Source organism: Streptomyces sp. NEAU-sy36, assembly GCF_013423905.1.
Lineage (GTDB): Bacteria > Actinomycetota > Actinomycetes > Streptomycetales > Streptomycetaceae > Streptomyces > Streptomyces misionensis.
In genome coordinates this window covers 1,224,098-1,240,224 of the sequence record NZ_CP058977.1, presented here as the reverse complement: position 1 = coordinate 1,240,224, position 16,127 = coordinate 1,224,098, and the positions used below count along the sequence as shown (strand labels likewise).

Annotated in this window: 19 protein-coding genes; 8 read left to right on the top strand and 11 right to left on the bottom strand. The window is 71.9% G+C overall.

The window, feature by feature from the left end; all coding sequences use genetic code 11:
* Positions 1–35 precede the first annotated feature (35 nt).
* The 3 genes from recO to HZZ00_RS05575 all read right to left on the bottom strand — a co-directional run bounded on the left by recO (position 36) and on the right by HZZ00_RS05575 (position 1,292).
* Positions 36–785 carry a DNA repair protein RecO gene (gene recO / locus HZZ00_RS05585; protein ID WP_180331163.1) on the bottom strand — a complete coding sequence of 250 codons (750 nt, stop codon included), beginning with the start codon at positions 783–785 and terminating at the stop codon, positions 36–38.
* A gap of 76 nt (positions 786–861) precedes the next feature.
* A complete protein-coding gene (locus HZZ00_RS05580; RefSeq protein WP_180327580.1) occupies positions 862–1,080 on the bottom strand; it encodes a hypothetical protein in 219 nt (72 codons plus the stop codon).
* Positions 1,077–1,292 (bottom strand): hypothetical protein, encoded by a 216-nt coding sequence (locus tag HZZ00_RS05575; RefSeq protein ID WP_070025171.1) that lies wholly within the window; start codon positions 1,290–1,292, stop codon positions 1,077–1,079. Before HZZ00_RS05575 ends, HZZ00_RS05580 begins: the two co-directional genes overlap by 4 nt.
* Positions 1,293–1,407: 115 nt before the next feature.
* Between HZZ00_RS05575 and HZZ00_RS05570 the strand changes: the two genes are divergently transcribed.
* From HZZ00_RS05570 to HZZ00_RS05560, 3 genes are all read left to right on the top strand, one after another.
* Positions 1,408–2,241, top strand: a complete 834-nt coding sequence (locus HZZ00_RS05570) for a helix-turn-helix transcriptional regulator (RefSeq protein WP_180331162.1) — start codon at positions 1,408–1,410, stop codon at positions 2,239–2,241.
* Positions 2,223–2,426: a DUF397 domain-containing protein gene (locus HZZ00_RS05565; protein WP_180331161.1), complete on the top strand. Its 204-nt coding sequence runs from the start codon at positions 2,223–2,225 to the stop codon at positions 2,424–2,426. Before HZZ00_RS05570 ends, HZZ00_RS05565 begins: the two co-directional genes overlap by 19 nt.
* Before the next feature lie 67 nt (positions 2,427–2,493).
* Positions 2,494–3,177 (top strand): TetR-like C-terminal domain-containing protein, encoded by a 684-nt coding sequence (locus HZZ00_RS05560; protein ID WP_180331160.1) that lies wholly within the window; start codon positions 2,494–2,496, stop codon positions 3,175–3,177.
* Between the two features lie 56 nt (positions 3,178–3,233).
* Here HZZ00_RS05560 and HZZ00_RS05555 read toward each other — a convergent pair whose 3' ends face one another.
* The 3 genes from HZZ00_RS05555 to HZZ00_RS05545 are packed head-to-tail and all read right to left on the bottom strand — an operon-like array spanning position 3,234 to position 5,183.
* On the bottom strand, positions 3,234–4,118 hold the full coding sequence (locus HZZ00_RS05555) for a MauE/DoxX family redox-associated membrane protein (RefSeq protein WP_257585665.1): 885 nt from the start codon (positions 4,116–4,118) through the stop codon (positions 3,234–3,236).
* A 19-nt stretch (positions 4,119–4,137) separates the two neighbouring features.
* Positions 4,138–4,746 carry a cell wall protein gene (locus tag HZZ00_RS05550; protein WP_180331159.1) on the bottom strand — a complete coding sequence of 203 codons (609 nt, stop codon included), beginning with the start codon at positions 4,744–4,746 and terminating at the stop codon, positions 4,138–4,140.
* Between the two features lie 14 nt (positions 4,747–4,760).
* Positions 4,761–5,183: a hypothetical protein gene (locus HZZ00_RS05545; protein ID WP_180331158.1), complete on the bottom strand. Its 423-nt coding sequence runs from the start codon at positions 5,181–5,183 to the stop codon at positions 4,761–4,763.
* Between the two features lie 271 nt (positions 5,184–5,454).
* Here HZZ00_RS05545 and HZZ00_RS05540 point away from each other — a divergent pair, with 271 nt between their 5' ends.
* Positions 5,455–6,381, top strand: coding sequence for a dihydrodipicolinate synthase family protein (locus HZZ00_RS05540; RefSeq protein ID WP_180331157.1), 927 nt, complete (start codon positions 5,455–5,457; stop codon positions 6,379–6,381).
* A gap of 7 nt (positions 6,382–6,388) precedes the next feature.
* On the opposite strand, the gene HZZ00_RS05535 is transcribed toward HZZ00_RS05540, so the two are convergent.
* A complete protein-coding gene (locus HZZ00_RS05535; protein WP_180331156.1) occupies positions 6,389–7,072 on the bottom strand; it encodes an HAD family phosphatase in 684 nt (227 codons plus the stop codon).
* A gap of 395 nt (positions 7,073–7,467) precedes the next feature.
* Between HZZ00_RS05535 and HZZ00_RS05530 the strand changes: the two genes are divergently transcribed.
* A complete protein-coding gene (locus tag HZZ00_RS05530) occupies positions 7,468–8,076 on the top strand; it encodes a ScbR family autoregulator-binding transcription factor (RefSeq protein ID WP_180331155.1) in 609 nt (202 codons plus the stop codon).
* Here the strand turns inward: HZZ00_RS05530 and HZZ00_RS05525 are convergent.
* The 3 genes from HZZ00_RS05525 to leuA form a co-directional block, all read right to left on the bottom strand.
* Positions 8,055–9,263, bottom strand: coding sequence for an exo-alpha-sialidase (locus tag HZZ00_RS05525; protein ID WP_180331154.1), 1,209 nt, complete (start codon positions 9,261–9,263; stop codon positions 8,055–8,057). The two genes, HZZ00_RS05530 and HZZ00_RS05525, sit on opposite strands and share 22 nt — an antisense overlap.
* 70 nt (positions 9,264–9,333) lie before the next feature.
* Positions 9,334–10,029 (bottom strand): TerB family tellurite resistance protein, encoded by a 696-nt coding sequence (locus HZZ00_RS05520; RefSeq protein WP_180331153.1) that lies wholly within the window; start codon positions 10,027–10,029, stop codon positions 9,334–9,336.
* A gap of 183 nt (positions 10,030–10,212) precedes the next feature.
* Entirely contained in the window at positions 10,213–11,934 is a 1,722-nt protein-coding gene (leuA, locus tag HZZ00_RS05515; RefSeq protein WP_074992259.1) for a 2-isopropylmalate synthase, read from the bottom strand.
* Positions 11,935–12,277: 343 nt separating this feature from the next.
* Here leuA and HZZ00_RS05510 point away from each other — a divergent pair, with 343 nt between their 5' ends.
* Positions 12,278–13,348, top strand: a complete 1,071-nt coding sequence (locus HZZ00_RS05510) for a M4 family metallopeptidase (protein ID WP_180331152.1) — start codon at positions 12,278–12,280, stop codon at positions 13,346–13,348.
* A 25-nt stretch (positions 13,349–13,373) separates the two neighbouring features.
* Positions 13,374–13,640 carry a protealysin inhibitor emfourin gene (locus HZZ00_RS05505; protein WP_180331151.1) on the top strand — a complete coding sequence of 89 codons (267 nt, stop codon included), beginning with the start codon at positions 13,374–13,376 and terminating at the stop codon, positions 13,638–13,640.
* Between the two features lie 26 nt (positions 13,641–13,666).
* Here HZZ00_RS05505 and HZZ00_RS05500 read toward each other — a convergent pair whose 3' ends face one another.
* On the bottom strand, positions 13,667–14,680 hold the full coding sequence (locus HZZ00_RS05500) for a hypothetical protein (RefSeq protein ID WP_180331150.1): 1,014 nt from the start codon (positions 14,678–14,680) through the stop codon (positions 13,667–13,669).
* Between the two features lie 130 nt (positions 14,681–14,810).
* Here HZZ00_RS05500 and HZZ00_RS05495 point away from each other — a divergent pair, with 130 nt between their 5' ends.
* The gene (locus HZZ00_RS05495) at positions 14,811–16,124 is read left to right on the top strand and encodes a GH1 family beta-glucosidase (RefSeq protein ID WP_180331149.1); all 1,314 of its coding nucleotides are present in this window, start codon (positions 14,811–14,813) and stop codon (positions 16,122–16,124) included.
* Positions 16,125–16,127: the final 3 nt, after the last annotated feature.

Here is a 16,127-nt window from a genome sequence, read left to right as displayed (position 1 = left end):
CGACTCCCCTTACGACGTGTGACTCTCGACGGCTTTCAGGACTTTTCCACGTAGCGCAGCGACCGCAGCCCGCGCTCCAGGTGCCAGTGCAGGTACGCGGAGACGAGTCCGCTGCCCTCGCGGACATGCCGCGCCTCGGCGGCGTCGGCCGTCTCCCAGTCTCCCGTAAGCAGCGCACCCAGCAGGACCAGGGTCCCCGGCGAGGGTACGACACTCCCGGGCACCCGGCAGTCGGCACACACGGAGCCGCCGGAGGCGACCGAGAAGAACCTGTTCGGGCCCGGCATGCCGCACTTGGCGCAGTCGCCGAAGCTCGGCGCGTACCCGTTGACCGCGAGGGAGCGCAGCAGGAAGGCGTCGAGCACGAGGTGCGGGGCGTGCTCGCCGCGGGCCAGCGTGCGCAGCGCGCCGACCAGCAGCAGGTACTGCTGCACGGCCGGCTCCCCCTCGTGGTCGGTGAACCGCTCGGCGGTCTCCAGCATGGCCGTACCGGCGGTGTAGCGCGCGTAGTCGGCGACGATCCCGCCACCGTAGGGGGCGATGGTCTCACTCTGCGTGCACAGCGGCAGCCCGCGGCCCACCAGCTCGCTGCCACGCGCGAAGAACTGCACGTCCACGTGGGAGAAGGGCTCCAGCCGGGCCCCGAACTTCGACTTCGTGCGCCGCACGCCCCGCGCCACGGCGCGTACCCGCCCGTGACCGCGCGTGAGCAGGGTGATGATCCGGTCCGCCTCGCCCAGCTTCTGGGTGCGCAGCACGATGCCGTCGTCGCGGAACAGACTCATGCCCCCATTGTCCCCCATGGGGCGCGGGCGCCCGGCCGCCGGTGGCGGCGGCGCCGGGCGCCCGTACGGCGGTGGGTCAGGGCACCTCGCCCCGGCTGCGGGCGTTGACGTACGCCGTCTCCGCCCGGATGCGCTCGGCGGGACTGGCCGCCCGCACGGCCCCCACCTCGGCCTCCCATTCCCGTCCGCCCCCGTAGGGCCGCAGCCACACGCCGGCCCCCTCGTACGCCATCACGATCCCCACCCGCCCGGACCCGGTGTCGACGGCATGGCTCCCGACCGGCGGCAGTGTCACCCCGCCACCCCCGCGACCACGACGGCGAGCCGCCGTGCGACGTCCACGGAACACCGCCCCAATTCCACCAGCGGGCAGGGCGACTCCCGGGCGAGCATCACCGGGTCGAGACCGAGTGAGGGCAACACGATTCCGGCGCTCGCGAGCGCGCCCCGCAATTCCTGCACCGCGTCCTCCGCCTCCTGGACACACATCGCCGAATGCTTCGCCATAGCGCTCCCCTTTTCTTTCGGATTTCACGCTTCGCACATCCATGGTGACGCTCCGGCTCTACACTCGGCGACCATCCGAGCCCTACAAGTACGGGTCAGTCGAAGGGGGTTGGCCATGGCCAACGGTTCACGGCAGGCGGCATGGGAGTTCTTCGGCGCGGAACTGAAACGGAGGCGGGAGAACGCGGCGCTCACGCAGGCGGAGCTGGGCGCGCGGGTATTCGTCTCCGGCGGCTACATCGGCCAGTTCGAGCAGGCGATCAGGAAACCGCAGTTGGACGTGGCCCAGCGGATCGACGAGATCCTACAAACCGACGGCTTTTTCGAACGGCTGTGGAAGAAGCTCATCAGGGACCAGCCGTACGACGCCTACTTCGCACACGTTGTGGAGTTGGAGGGGCTCGCGACGGCGATCTACCAGTGGGCGCCCTCGGTTGTGCCTGGGCTCCTCCAGACGCGGGAGTACGCACAGGCGATGTTTCTGGCGGGTAATCCACTCGCCACCGATGAGTACATCGAGAGTCTGGTCAATGCGCGTATGGCGCGGACACAGGTTCTCAAGGACGCAGCACGCCCCGTGTATTGGGCGGTCCTGCACGAGGCAGCCTTGCGCATCACGGTAGGTGGCCCGGCAATCATGGCGCGCCAGCTTGAGCACATTGCGGCGCTGGCACGGGCGCGCAAGATGGTGCTTCAGGTGCTGCCCTTCTCCGCTGGAGCACACCCGGAGATGGGCAAGCTGATGACGCTCATGGAGTTCGAGGATGCTCCGCCAACTGTCTATACAGAAGGCGTGTCTTCGGGGAGTCTGCTGGACGAACCGGCGGTGGTGAAGCGGAAGTGGTCGTCCTACGATCTCATCAGGGCCGCCGCGCTGTCGCCGGAGGCGTCCCTGACTCTGTTCGACTCGGCGGCGGAGGACTACAGACGATGCGCAAGCACGACCTGAGCAACGCCCGTTGGCGCAAGAGCAGCTACAGCAGCGGCGACAGCTCGAATGAGTGCCTCGAAGTCGCCGACGGAGTCCCCCACGTCGTCCCCGTCCGCGACAGCAAGCTGACCGGCGGGCCGGTACTGCTCATCGGCCCGGACGCGTGGGCCCGCTTCGTCGGTTCGGTCACCGGCCAGAACTAGGCGCATTCGCGCCGCATTACCCCGGACGTAATCGACGCGCCCGAAGCCCTCTGGCAGGGTCGGGATCATGACGACTTCCGATGCTCACGACCTCCTGAAGGCCGAGGCGGGCCGTCGCCTGGCGGCTCGTCACCAGGTCGATCTCGACCCGAGCGGGCTGGCCCGGGACGCCGGGCTGGACCCGGCGTCGATCGCCGAACGGTTCCCCGACCGGGACAGCCTGCTGACCGATCTCGTGCTGGCCGCCTACAACGCCATGGGCGACAGCGCGGAGCGCGCCGCGGCCGAGGCCGAGAAGGCGGGCGCCGACCTGCTGGGCCGCTGGGTCGCCACCTGCGAGGGCGTACGCGAGTGGGCGCTCGCCCACCCGGAGGAGTACGTGCTGATCTGGGGCCGGCCCGTGCCCGGCTACGACGCCCCGCCGGAGACGATGGTCGCCGGTGCCCGGACCGTACTCGTCCTGCTCGGCCTGGTGCGCGAGGCACTCGCGGCCGGCGAACTGGCCCTGGACCACGTGCCCACGCCCGAGCTGTCCGAGGGCATGGCCCGCACGATCGAGCCCCTGGCCGAGGGCATGCTGAGCGGCCTGCCGACGCCCACCATCACCCGCATGCTGATCATCTGGACCCAGCTGCACGGCATGGTCGGCTTCGAGGTCAACGGCCACATCGCGGGCGTGGCCGCGGACCCGGCCGCCTTCTTCACGCACGCGGCGACGGCCATGGGCCAGTACATCGGCCTGCCCCACTGACGCCGGACCCCGGCCGGTGCGGGAGCCGCCCGCACCGGCCGGGGCAAGGCGCGGGTTCAGCTCGCCGGCAGCAGGCCGCCGAGCAGGTCCGCCGCCACCGGTTCGTCGGTCCGGTCGTCGATCAGGGTGACGCGGATCGCCGGGCTGTCGGTGGTGTCCCTGGTCTGCCGCGGGTCCACCGCGAAGAGCACGGTGACCGGACGCGCGGCGCCCTCCGGGTCGTGGACCCCCGCGTACTGGAGGAAGCGCCAGCCGTCGGACTCCCAGTGGTCGATCAGCCCGGAGCGGACGACGGGGGCGGCGGCCACCCAGGCCAGCGAGCGCTCCAGCAGCTCGACGGAGGCGGCCACCGGCACCTCGTCGTCCCGGCCCGGGACGAGCGGGTGCCCGAAGACCTTCAGCCGCGTCCGGCGCAGCGGGACCAGCCACAGGTGGTCGAGGTCGCTGGAGACCGCGACCAGGACGGCGGTGACGGCGGCGAGGAAGAGCACCGACGCCACCGGGTCGCGAACCACCTGGCTCCACCAGGCGGTTCGGGCTCCGGCCGCCGTGGCACCGCCCGCCGCGACCAGCCCCGCGCGGACGAAGGCCCGCCAGGTGATCGGGCCGTTGGCGCGGGCGGTGCACCCGCAGGACGACTGCGGGGCGGTGACCCGGGCGTAGCCGAGGTAGCCGAGGAAGCCGACGCCCAGGACGAGGGCGGCGACGCCGGGTACCGGGGTGGCCGGCACTCCCAACAGGGCCGCGGCTACGGCGAGTTCGAGCACGCCGGTGGCCCGCAGGACGAGCGTGGCGCGGCGGCCGTCGTTCAGGACGCGGACCAGGACGGTGCCGGCCGCCTGCGCCGCGACCCGCCGGCCGAACGCCTTGGCCGCCCCGGTGCCGGCGAGCAGGGCCCCCAGCAGCAGCGGGGCGAGATTCATGGCGAGCGATGCGCTCACTTGCGTACCCCCTCCTGTCTCAGTGCCCGACGCTGATACGGGCGATGTCCACGCTGTCGTCGGCGGGCCGCCAGGCGCCGAGGACCTGGGCGTGGTGCCCGATCCGCAGCTGGGAGAGGTTGGTGGTGAGGGCGCCGCCGCGGAAGGAGGCGGTGGTCTTCTTCTCCACGATGTTGCCGACCACGGCGTTGCGGCCGTGGCTCAGGTGCAGCCGGGAGCGTTCGATGCCGCGGACGGTGACGTAGAGGTTGACGATGTTCACCCAGACCGCGTCGGCGGCCACACTGCCGTCGGGCATCTCCACACCGCGCGCGTACAGGCCGTCGCCGACCTCGACGGCCTCGGCGGTGACGGTCTCCAGCTTCCAGATGCTGGTGGCGTTGGTGAGCTGGATCAGCTTGTGCGTGCCGTCCGCCTCGACGACGTCGAGGACGCCGCGTCTGATCCGGCTGACGCGCCCGTCGACGAACACCGACGTGGAGACCGCCGGGTCGAGGGAGGGCATGGGGGCGGCGAAGGCGGCGTCCGCGTCCAGGCCGCCGAGCGCGGAGGCGCCCACGATGGTGGCACCGCCGAGCGCCGCACTGGTCAGCAGGCGGCGCCGGTCGAGTCCGTGGCGTTCGCTCATGACGGGGTTCCTCCTCACTCGTAGATGTAGACGGGAAGCAGCCCGGAGCTGAGGCTGCCGATGGCGGAGTAGGCGGCGGGCGTCAGGTCGATGACCCGGTGGGTGCGGCAGGCACCGTTGCAGCAGGTCTGCTCGCTGCACCACATCTGGGTGTTGGGGCCGCAGTCGGCGAGCGTGACGCAGACCGTGGCGCCGGAGCACTGGTGCTTGACGTTGATCACCGAGCCGCAACCGCGTCTGGGCATGTTCTCGCCGCAGGCCGCCGGGTTGGTGACGCTCCAGCAGGCCGCCGAGAGGTTGGGCCAGGCGGCCATGTTCTTGCCGGACTGGCAGGTGCCGCAGGCACCGGTTCCGGTGCTGCCGCAGGGGCCCCAGGAACTGCCGCAGCAGAACCAGGAGGTCTCTCCTGCCCAAAGACTGGTGGATCCGCAAGCCATTGCTGTGTCCCTTCGTCGACGGGGAGATCACGGGCACCGCGATCAATGACGCGTGCATGACAAAACGACGAACGAAACGGTGCGGGGGTCGCGCGTTGGCGCCTGCCAATGATGCTCGTTTCTACGCGCGTTGGCCAGGGGGCGGGAGAGGGACCGGTTGACGGACCCGACCCGTGCGGCCGGCCGCGTCGCGCCTGGCACACCGCTCGCCCTGTCACCATCCTGGGAGGAGGACCCCTCGATCCCCCGCCCTAGCCCGCAGGAGCCGTCGATGACCTTCCCCGCGCCGCTCACCGGAGTCGTCCCGCCCGTCTGCACGCCCCTGACCCCCGAACGGGAGGTGGACGTGCCCTCGCTGCTGCGGCTGGTGGACCATCTGGTGGGGGCGGGGGTGCACGGACTGTTCGTGCTCGGCTCGACATCGGAGGCGGCCTTCCTCACGGACGCGCAGCGGCGGCGGGTGGTCGAGACGGTCACCGGGCACCTGGGCGGGCAGCTGCCGGTGCTGGCCGGGGCCATCGACATGACCACCCCCCGGGTCCTCGACCACGTGCGGGCGGTCACGGCGGCCGGGGCCGGGGCGGTGGTGGTCACCGCGCCGTTCTACGCCCGCACCCACCCCTCGGAGATCGTGCACCACTACCGCCGGATCGCGGCCCTGAGCCCGGTGCCGGTGATCGCCTACGACATCCCGGTCGCCGTGCACACCAAGCTCCCGGCCGAGCTGGTCCTCGGCCTCGCCGGGGACGGGGTGCTGGCCGGGATCAAGGACTCCAGCGGGGACCTGGCGGCCTTCCGGGAGCTGGTCACCGGCGCCCGCGCCCACCCCGGCTTCGGCGTGCTCACCGGCTCGGAACTGATCGCCGACGCCGCGCTGGCACTGGGCGCGGACGGGGCGGTGCCGGGGCTCGCCAACGTCGACCCGCACGGGTACGTGCGGCTGTACCGGCAGTGCCGGGCGGGCGACTGGGAGGGGGCGCGGGCCGAACAGGAGCGGCTGTGCGCCCTGTTCGGGCTGACGGCGGTCGGTGATCCGGCGCGGATGGGCGCCGGTTCCTCGGCGCTCGGCGCGTTCAAGGCGGCCCTGCACCTGCGGGGCGTGATCGACTGTCCGGTCACGGCCGAGCCGCAGGTGCCGCTGTCCGGCGAGGAGACGGAGAAGGTCGCCAAGTACCTCGCCTGCGCCGGGCTGCTGTGACCCCGCCTCAGTGCGCCTCGGCCCACGTCAGCAGCTCGGGCGTGTGCAGCGAGGGCAGCCACAGATCCGCCCGCTCCGCGCCGTCGCCGGGCGGGCGGGGGCCGACCCCGAGCACCCGCAGACCCGCGGTGCGGGCCGCCTCCACGCCGGTGAGGGAGTCCTCGACGGCCAGCGCCTCCTCCGGCGGGACACCGCACAGGCGGGCCGCGAGGTCGTAGACGTCGGGCCACGGTTTGGGGCGCACCTCGGCCTCCCCGGTGTCCGGGACGACGATGTGCTGGAAGTACCCGCGCAGCCCGGCCCGCTCCAGGCTGCCCTCCACCACCACCATCGGGCAGTTGCTGGCCACGGCCAGCGGCATCCGTCCGGCCAGCAGCCGGACGAGGTGGGCGGCGCCCGGCATGGTCACCGGGTCGTCGGTGACCAGCTCCAGGAAGTGGTCCAGGAGGGCCGCCGTCAGGCCGTCCGTCAGCTCGGGCTTGTGCACCGACTCGGCCATCAGCCGGCCGCAGTCCGCGTAGTGCACTCCCTTGGCCTGTTCCGCGAAGCCGGGTGGCGGTTGGAGTCCGAATTCCCGGAAGGCCAGGTTTCGGGCTTCCTGCCAATGGCGTTCGCTGTCCATCAGAGTGCCGTCGCAGTCGAAGACGACGGCCCGTGGCGACCAGTCGAGCAGTTGGGCGGTGGTGGTCACAGTGGCCTCCTATGCACCTCGCTTGAAAGGGATGTGCGACATTCCCGGCTGTCCGCAGGAAGCGGAAAGATAGCGATGACTACGTTATTTTCGCGGCGGTAAATCAGGCAATAACCCCATAGAGCGACTCGACGGCGACGGTTTTCGGGTGTATGGCGACCCGGCCGCCCATCGCCCGCCGTGTCGCCAAATCGACTTGTACGCATGACAGTTGGCGCATATGCGGGAGACATGCGACGCCGTCGCGGAGCGCACCCCTTACCACTCGACCGCGTTCACCCTCGAAAGAAATACGTAATTACCGCCGGAGGGTGGTTCCTGTTTGCTCCGGGCGTACGCGGGCGCATTACATTCGTGGCAGTCAGAAGAGCCGAGCGAGGGCGGGCGGGAAAACGGTGCAGAAACGGGCCAAGGCAACCCGCAGATCACTCCTGGAGGCGGCGGCCCAGCTCTTCGCGGAACAGGGCTACGCGGGCACCAGCGTCAACGACATAAGCGCACGGTCGGGCCGGACCAGCGGCGCCGTCTACTTCCACTACGCCAGCAAGGAGGGCATCGCGCTCGCCGTCGTCCGGGACCGGTTCGCCACCTGGCCCCAGCTCACCACGGCGTACGCGGACCGGGCGGTGCCGCCGGTGGAACGCCTCGTCGGCCTCAGCTACGACATCGCCCGCGCCCTCGCCGAGGACCCGGTGACGCGCGCGGGCGCACGACTGTGGGCCGAGCGCGCCACCATCGACGCCCCGCTGCCCGACCCCTTCGCGCTCTGGACCGCCGCCGCCACCCGGCTGCTCGCCGAGGCCCGGCTGGCCGGCCAGGTGGCCCCGCACGTCCGGCCCGCCCCCACCGCGCGGGCCCTGGTGCGCGCCTTCTTCGGCCTGTGCTCGCTCACCGAGGCGCTGGAGGGCGCGGCCACCGTCACCGACCGGCTCACCGACTGGTGGCAGCTGACCCTGCCCTCGCTGCGGCCCGCGCCGGGGACTCACCGGCCGGCGGGCGGGTGACCGCCGATCCCGGTCACCCGCCAAAACTCCAGGGCGTCGTAGGGACCCGTCTCGTACAGGACGCCGGCCGCCCCCGGGCCGAGCTGGACCAGGTCGGAGTAGGCCGCCGGGCCGTCGGACAGGGTGGCCAGGCGGGTGAAGGTGCGCCCGGCGTCCGCGCTGGACCACAGCGCCATGGCGCGCCGCGCGGTCGGCACGGAGGGCCCGGAGAACAGCAGCGGGGCACCGTCCCCCTGGAGCTGGAGCACGCTGCCCTGGACCACGGGCACGTCCTTCAGGGTGGGCTGGGTGGCATAGGGGCGGTCGAGGGTGGCGCCGCCGTCCGAGGAGTAGCTGTCGAGGCGGTTGCCCGGGGCGCCGCCGCTCTGGTCGCGGGCACTGAAGTAGACCCGCCCGTCGGGCAGTTGGGTGGCGCTGGTCTCGTTGACGTTGACGGTCCCGGCGGGGCCGGTGGACTGGTAGCCGAGGTGCCAGGTGGTGCCGCCGTCGTCGCTGTAGAGGGCGTGACCGGCGTAGTGCCGGGCCTCCCTGCCGGTGTCCTTCGAGCCCGGGGCCGGCGCGGTGGAATGGTTGGCGGGGACGAGGAGGCGGCCGGTTCGCGGGCCCCGGGTGAGGGCGACGGCGTGGCCCGGTCCGGTCGCGTACCAGCGCCAGCCGGGCCGCTTCACCGCGTCCGTGATGTCCCGCGGCGGGGTGAAGGTGCGGCCGTCGTCCGTGCTGCGCTGCACGTACACCCGGCGGCCCCGCGCCGCCGTGACCTCGCCGCGCATGATCTGCGCCTCGGTGACGTCCCCCGCGTTGCCGCAGGTCACCAGGACGATGTCGCCGGTGCGCGGATCGACCACGGGCGCCGGGTTGCCCCGGGTGTGCCCGTTCCCCGCGGCCACCACGGCGAGCGGGCCCCAGGTGCGGCCGCCGTCGGTGGAGCGGCGCAGCACGACGTCGATGTCCCCGCTGTCGCCGACGCCGTCATGCCTGCCCTCGGCGAAGGCGAGGACCGTGCCGCGCCGGGTGCGGACCAGCGCGGGGATGCGGTAGGCGGCGTAACCGCCCCGGCCCGAGACGTAGGGCCGCGAGGAGAGGCGGCCGGCGGCGGGCCCGCGGGGCGCGGCGTGGGCGGGTTCCGGGAGCGCGAGGGCGGCGAGGGACGGGAGGCCGGTGAGGAGGGCGCGGCGCGGCAGTGTCACGCCGTGATGCTGCCCGCCCGGGACGGACTCGTCTTACTCCGTTCGGGCCATTGATCGGGCGGTCCGGCGCTCAGGAGGGTGTCCGGGCGGCCGCCAGCAGCCGGGTGACGTCCTCGGCCGGGAGGGTCAGGGCCGCGCCGACCGTGGTGAGGGCGTCGCGCTCGGCGGGGGTGTAGGGGCCGTCGGCCAGGGCGATGTGGGCGCCCTGGAGGAGCAGGGCCTCGCGTCCGGCCGGGGCCAGGTGCGGGGCGAGCGGGTCCAGCGCCTCGTGCAGCTCTATGGTCAGGCTGGCGCCGCAGGGCTCGCCCAGTACCCGGCCGGTGTCGGCGGCCAGGGCGTCGACCAGGGCGGCGAGCTGCTCCTCCGTGCAGTCGTCGACGCCGCCCGCGCGGACCGCGGCGCAGGCCGTCTCCAGGGAGGCCCGGGAGCCGGTGCCGCCGGCGGCGAGCACCGCGAGGGCCACGGTGTGCACGCCGTCGCGGAGCATCGCGGAGAAGCGGCGGGTGGTGGGGTGGCCGAGGACCTCGGTGCCGTAGTGGTGGCCGCAGTCGGCGCACTCCACGACGGGCCCGGTCGTGCCGCGCGGCAGCACCGGCACCCCGAACACGGTGAGCCTGCGGCGCCCGGTGAGCCGCTGGTAGTTGCGGTCGCCCCCGCAGCCCGGGCAGTAGAACTCGCCGTCGCCCACGGGAGTCCATGCGGTGCGGGTGCCCAGGACGCGCAGAGCCCTGGTGTCACGGCCGTCTCGTCCCCGTACTGGCAGCACGTCGCACCTCCCTAGAGCACGACACCATCGCCGCGCTGGCGTGATGTTAGCCACATCGGGCGGCGGAGTCAGCACCCCGGACGAGACCGATCCGTGACCTGTCCGGTCCCCTGGCCGAGAACCGACGGGGCCCCGGCCGCCGTGCGAGGCGACCAGGGCCGGGAAACCGCCGGTGGGGGTGGGTCAGCGGGCGGCTCGGTTGACGGCCGAGACGACCGCCTTCAGCGAGGCACGCGTCGTGTTCGCGTCGATGCCGATGCCCCACAGGACCTGGCCGTCGATCGCGCACTCGATGTAGGAGGCGGCCTGCGCGGAGGCGCCCTCGCTCATCGTGTGCTCCTGGTAGTCCAGCAGGCGCACGTCGATGCCGATGGCGTGCAGGGCGTCGAAGAAGGCCGAGATCGGACCGTTGCCGGAACCGGTCAGCACGCGGTCCTCGCCGTCCACGGTGGCGTCGACGGTGAGCGTGTCCACGCCGTCGTTGTCGGTGGTCGACTGGCCCGTCCTGACCTGGATGCGGCCCCAGGGGTTCTCCGGGTTGGGCAGGTACTCGTCCCGGAAGACCGACCAGATCTCCTTCGGGGTGATCTCGCCGCCCTCGGCGTCCGTCTTCGCCTGGATGATCTTCGAGAACTCGATCTGCATCCGGCGCGGCAGGTCCAGCTTGTGGTCGTTCTTCAGGACGTAGGAGACACCGCCCTTGCCGGACTGCGAGTTGACGCGGATGACCGCCTCGTAGGAACGGCCGACGTCCTTCGGGTCGATGGGCAGGTACGGCACCGCCCACTCCAGGTCGTCCACCGTGACGCCCTTGGCCCTGGCGTCGGCCTCCATGGCGTCGAAGCCCTTCTTGATGGCGTCCTGGTGGGAGCCGGAGAAGGACGTGTAGACCAGGTCGCCCACGTACGGGTGGCGCGGGTGGACCTCCATCTGGTTGCAGTACTCCCACGTACGACGGATCTCGTCGATGTCGGAGAAGTCGATCTGCGGGTCGACGCCCTGGGAGAACAGGTTCATGCCCAGGGTGACCAGGTCGACGTTGCCGGTGCGCTCGCCCTGCCCGAACAGGCAGCCCTCGACGCGGTCGGCGCCGGCCATCAGCGCCAGCTCGGCCGCCGCCACCGCCGTGCCGCGGTCGTTGTGCGGGTGCACGGACAGGCAGACGTACTCGCGGCGGGACAGGTTGCGGTGCATCCACTCGAAGCGGTCCGCGTGCGTGGACGGGGTCGAACGCTCCACCGTGGCGGGCAGGTTGAGGATGATCTCGCGGCCCGGGCCGGGCTGGTAGACGTCCATGACCGCCTCGCAGACCTCCAGCGCGAAGTCCAGCTCGGTGTCGGTGAAGATCTCCGGCGAGTACTGGTAGCCGAACTCGGTCTCGGGGCCCAGCAGTTTCTCTGCGTACTCCATCACCAGGCGGGTGCCGTCGACGGCGATCTGCTTGATGTCGTCCTTGGAGCCGCGGAAGACGACCCGGCGGAAGACCGGGGCGGTGGCGTTGTACAGGTGGACGGTGGCGCGCCGCGCGCCCTTCAGGGACTCCACGGTCCGCTCGATCAGGTCCTCGCGGGCCTGGGTCAGTACGGAGATCGTCACGTCCTCCGGGATCGCGCCCTCTTCCTCGATGATCGAGCGCACGAAGTCGAAGTCGGTCTGGCCGGAGGCGGGGAAGCCGACCTCGATCTCCTTGTAGCCCATCTTGACCAGCTGGTCGAACATCCGGCGCTTGCGCTCGGGCGACATGGGGTCGATCAGGGCCTGGTTGCCGTCCCGCAGGTCGGTGGAGAGCCAGCGGGGGGCGACGGTGATCCGCTGGTCCGGCCAGGTGCGGTCCGGGATGTCCACCTGGTCGTAGCGGCCGTACTTGTGGACCGGCATGGAACTGGGCTGCTGGCGGTTGGCCATGGTGCGTGGCTCCTCGATGGGTCTGGCAGATGTCCGACTGGACGGCCGACGACGCGACGCCAAGCTCCGCGGGGAGGGAGTCGGCCTCGACTACAGACCCTCGCCGCGGCAGCTAAGGAGAAGCAGCCCGAAACGCATGATGCAGCGCAGCCTAGCCGATGCCTTCCAGCATCCGGGGACGCGTTCCAGTATGCGGGACCGGGGAACCAAAAGGGACAAAAAGTGCACCGCATCACATCGCCCTACCACATCGTCACGCCGCGTCGCGCCCACTGTCCCGGTATTTCACCAATGATGGTTGCGAGTAGTGACATCGACGTCACTCAGTGCGATGGTCGGTTACATGACGACGAACGGGGGCTTCGAGCCCGTCTTCTGCACGATCGTCCCGCCGCACGTACTCGACCGGCTGTCCCAGGCCGAGGACCCGGACCTGTCGGCACCCGCCCGCCGCTCCCTGGAGCACGACGCCGCCCAGCGCACCCGGCGCCGCCTGACCACGGTGCTCGGCGCGACCGCCGTCGCCCCGCCGGAGGGTGCCGCCGCCGACCGTCCGCACCGCACCATCTACGACACCCACCACACCCAGGACCTGCCCGGCACCAAGGTCCGCGAGGAGGGCTCCGAGCCGGGCCAGGACGCCTCCGTCAACCGCGCCTACGCCGGCCTCGGCGCCACCTTCGACCTGTATCTGAAGGTCTACGGCCGCCGGTCCATCGACGGCAACGGCCTCCCGCTCGACGCCACCGTGCACTACGGCGAGGGGTACGACAACGCCTTCTGGAACGGCGAGCAGATGGTGTTCGGCGACGGCGACGGCAAGGTCTTCCTCGACTTCACCATCCCCGTCGACGTCATCGGCCACGAACTGACCCACGGCGTCACCCAGCACACCGCGAACCTGGAGTACTTCGGCCAGTCCGGCGCGCTCAACGAGTCGATCTCCGATGTCTTCGGCTCGCTGATCAAGCAGTACGCGCTGGGCCAGACCGCAGCCGAGGCCGACTGGCTGATCGGCGCCGGGCTGCTCGCCCCGGGCGTGCACGGCACCGCGCTGCGCTCGATGAAGGCGCCGGGCACGGCGTACGACGACCCGAACCTCGGCAAGGACCCGCAGCCGGGCAGCATGGACCACTATGTGCGCACCGGCCGCGACAACGGCGGCGTGCACATCAACTCCGGCATCCCGAACCACGCGTTCTACCTGGCCGCCAAGGCCCTCGGCGGGCACGCCTGGGAGAAGGCCGGGCAGATCTGGTACGACACGCTGACCGGCGGCGAGTTGAAGTCGGACGCCCAGTTCGCCGACTTCGCCAAGCTCACCCTGAAGGCGGCGCGCCACCGCTACGGCGGCGGGGACGAGTTCGAGGCCGTCGAGAAGGCATGGGAACAGGTCGGAGTGCACACACGCTAGCCCCGCGCACTGCGACACTGGACCCATGCGGATTCAGGTGAGGCGCACAGGCGGTTTCGCCGGCATCGAGCGCCGGGCCGAGGTGGACACCTCGGCCCGGCCCGACGCCCCGGACTGGGACGGCCTGGCCGCGCGCGTGCTCGCGTCCGGCCAGGACACCCCGCCGGCCGGCGTCCCGGACGGCTTCAGCTACGAGATCACGGTGGACGGCCGCACGGTGTACGCGGCCGACCCACGACTGACCGACGAGCAGCGGGAGTTGGTCTCCCGGGTGCTCAAGGAGGGTGCTTAGCGGAGGAGGCCCGCCGCGCCTAGGCCCTAGCAGTAGCCCTTCGTGAGGAAGCCCCGCCGGCCCGGCGTGCCGAGGTCGAGCGGGATGTCGACGTGGCTCGACAGGTCGGCGAAGGACGCGTTGGGGAGGATGAACTCCCGCCCGGTGTACCGCTGCCGCACCGTCTGCGCCGCGGCGGGACGGCACACGAACGGGTTGGCGTACGTGTTGTAGCCAAGGCCCACACCGGTGTTGAGGAACCCGGCGTCCTGGCACTGGTACAGCGCGGCCCGCAGCGCGGCGGCGTTCCGCGGGCCGGTGTAGCGGGTCTGGAAGCGGGCGAAGCAGTCCAGCGAGGAGGCCCCGTCGTACGGCGAGGGACCGGCGGCCGCCAGCGCGTCCAGGAAGGACCGGTTGCAGCCGATCGCCGCCGAGGGCGCCGCCCCCTTGAGGAGCTGGGAGCGCCTGCACCCGGTCACGTCCTGGAAGGCGCCGACCACGTCCTCCCCCCTGCGCAGCCGTGAGTAGGCGAGCACCAGGTCCCGCTGGGCGGCGAGCGGATAGGCGCCCGTGTTCCCGAACTCCTCGTCCAGCAGCCGGAACCAGGTCTCGAACGCCGGCACCTGCGCCCGCACTCCGGGGGGCAGGGTGTAGACGGCGAGGTCGGTCGGCGTGTCCCAGGTGTCGAGGCCCGGGTAGCCGACGAAGGACAGCACACCGATCCCGGTCTTGGGCGGCTGGTCGCCGTACCGGCTGCGCAGTTGCAGATACCGCTCCAGATTGGTGTTCGAGCCCGCCCACGCGTACCAGAAGCCGCTCGGGTAGAGGGTGGTGTCGCCCCGGGTGTGGGTGGTGCCGAACAGGGTGGGCGCCACACAGCGCTCCTCGCGCGCGTCCCATGCCGCCCGGTACTCGGCCGGGGTGGAGACGCAGTCGGCGGCCCTGGCCGGACGGGTGTCGGCGAGCGCGCCCGGCGCGGTGCCCAGGACGGCGAACAGACAGGCCGCGAGTGCGGTCAGCAGGCGCCCGCGTCTCCCGGTGGTCAGCTGATGGAGAGTCATGCGGGACAGTGTCGGAACGGACTGCCCCCGTATGCCAGTCGATTGGGCCAAGCGGCCCACACCAAAGCGCTCTGCAGCCGTCGCGTACACGGGCGTTGACTTCGTTACCGAGGGTACGGATGATCCCGCCATGGCGACTGACGCGGGCGATCCGCTCCCCCGGTTCCCGGCCGGCTTCCTGTGGGGTGTCTCCACCTCCGCCCATCAGATCGAGGGCGCCGCCGAGCTGCGCGGTCCGTCCGTGTGGGACGTGTTCACCGCCGAGCCGGGCCGGGTGAAGGACGGCTCCACGGCCGCGGTCGCCTGCGACCACTACCACCGCTACCCCGAGGACGTGGCCCTGCTCGCCGGTCTCGGCGTGAACGCCTACCGCTTCTCGGTCTCCTGGCCCCGGGTCGCCTCCCCGGGCGGCCTGGACTTCTACGACCGGCTGGTGGACGAGCTGTGCGCGGCGGGCGTCCGCCCGGTGCCGACCCTCTTCCACTGGGACCTGCCCGCCCACCTGGACTGGCTGGACCGGGACACGGCCGCCCGCTTCGCCGACCACGTGGCGGCGGTCGCCGGCCGGCTGGGCGACCGGGTCACCAAGTGGATCACCCTCAACGAGCCGGCCGAACACACCCTCCTGGGCCACGCCCTGGGCGCCCACGCGCCCGGCAGGCGGCTGCTGTTCGACGCCCTCCCGGTCGCTCACCACCAGCTCCTCGCCCACGGTCTCGCGGTGCGGGCGCTGCGCGCGGCGGGCGCGCGCGACATCGGCATCGCCAACTCCCATGGGCCGACCTGGCCGGCCTCCGCCGACCCGGACGACGTGGCGGCGGCGGACTTCTACGACACGCTGCTCAACCGCCTCTTCGCGGAGCCGGTGCTGCTGGGCGAGTACCCGGACGGGCTCGGCGAGCTGATGCCCGGGGACGTCGCCGCCGACCTGCGGGTGATCGCGGAGCCGCTGGACTGGTACGGCGTCAACTACTACGCCCCGACCCGGGTGGGCGCCCCGCTGGGCACACGGGGCGAGTTCGGCGGCCTGACGATCCCGGCCGGACTCCCCTTCTCCGTACGGGAGATCGAGGGCCGCCCGCTGACCGACTTCGGCTGGCCGGTGGTCCCGGAGGGGCTGACCGAGCTGCTGTGCGGCTTCCGCGACCGCTACGGCGACCGGCTGCCGCCGGTCGTCATCACCGAGAACGGCTGCTCCTACGAGGGCCTGGACGACCAGGAGCGCATCGCCTACCTGGACGCCCATCTGCGCGCCCTGCACGCCGCGCTGGAGGCGGGCGTGGACGTGCGCGGCTACTTCGTCTGGTCCCTGCTGGACAACTTCGAGTGGGCCGAGGGGTACGCGCGCCGCTTCGGGCTGGTGCACGTGGATTACGACACCCTGGAGCGCACCCCGAAGGCGTCCTACCGGTGGTTCCGGGACGTGCTGCGGGCGCAGGGCTGACGG

Coding starts and splice junctions, on each gene's coding strand:
- recO (WP_180331163.1), bottom strand. CDS start 785: ATGAGTCTGTTCCGCGACGACGGCATCGTGCTGCGCACCCAGAAGCTG.
- HZZ00_RS05495 (WP_180331149.1), top strand. CDS start 14,811: ATGGCGACTGACGCGGGCGATCCGCTCCCCCGGTTCCCGGCCGGCTTC.
- HZZ00_RS05575 (WP_070025171.1), bottom strand. CDS start 1,292: ATGGCGAAGCATTCGGCGATGTGTGTCCAGGAGGCGGAGGACGCGGTG.
- HZZ00_RS05570 (WP_180331162.1), top strand. CDS start 1,408: ATGGCCAACGGTTCACGGCAGGCGGCATGGGAGTTCTTCGGCGCGGAA.
- HZZ00_RS05500 (WP_180331150.1), bottom strand. CDS start 14,680: ATGACTCTCCATCAGCTGACCACCGGGAGACGCGGGCGCCTGCTGACC.
- HZZ00_RS05510 (WP_180331152.1), top strand. CDS start 12,278: ATGACGACGAACGGGGGCTTCGAGCCCGTCTTCTGCACGATCGTCCCG.
- HZZ00_RS05505 (WP_180331151.1), top strand. CDS start 13,374: ATGCGGATTCAGGTGAGGCGCACAGGCGGTTTCGCCGGCATCGAGCGC.
- leuA (WP_074992259.1), bottom strand. CDS start 11,934: ATGGCCAACCGCCAGCAGCCCAGTTCCATGCCGGTCCACAAGTACGGC.
- HZZ00_RS05545 (WP_180331158.1), bottom strand. CDS start 5,183: ATGGCTTGCGGATCCACCAGTCTTTGGGCAGGAGAGACCTCCTGGTTC.
- HZZ00_RS05560 (WP_180331160.1), top strand. CDS start 2,494: ATGACGACTTCCGATGCTCACGACCTCCTGAAGGCCGAGGCGGGCCGT.
- HZZ00_RS05565 (WP_180331161.1), top strand. CDS start 2,223: ATGCGCAAGCACGACCTGAGCAACGCCCGTTGGCGCAAGAGCAGCTAC.
- HZZ00_RS05540 (WP_180331157.1), top strand. CDS start 5,455: ATGACCTTCCCCGCGCCGCTCACCGGAGTCGTCCCGCCCGTCTGCACG.
- HZZ00_RS05550 (WP_180331159.1), bottom strand. CDS start 4,746: ATGAGCGAACGCCACGGACTCGACCGGCGCCGCCTGCTGACCAGTGCG.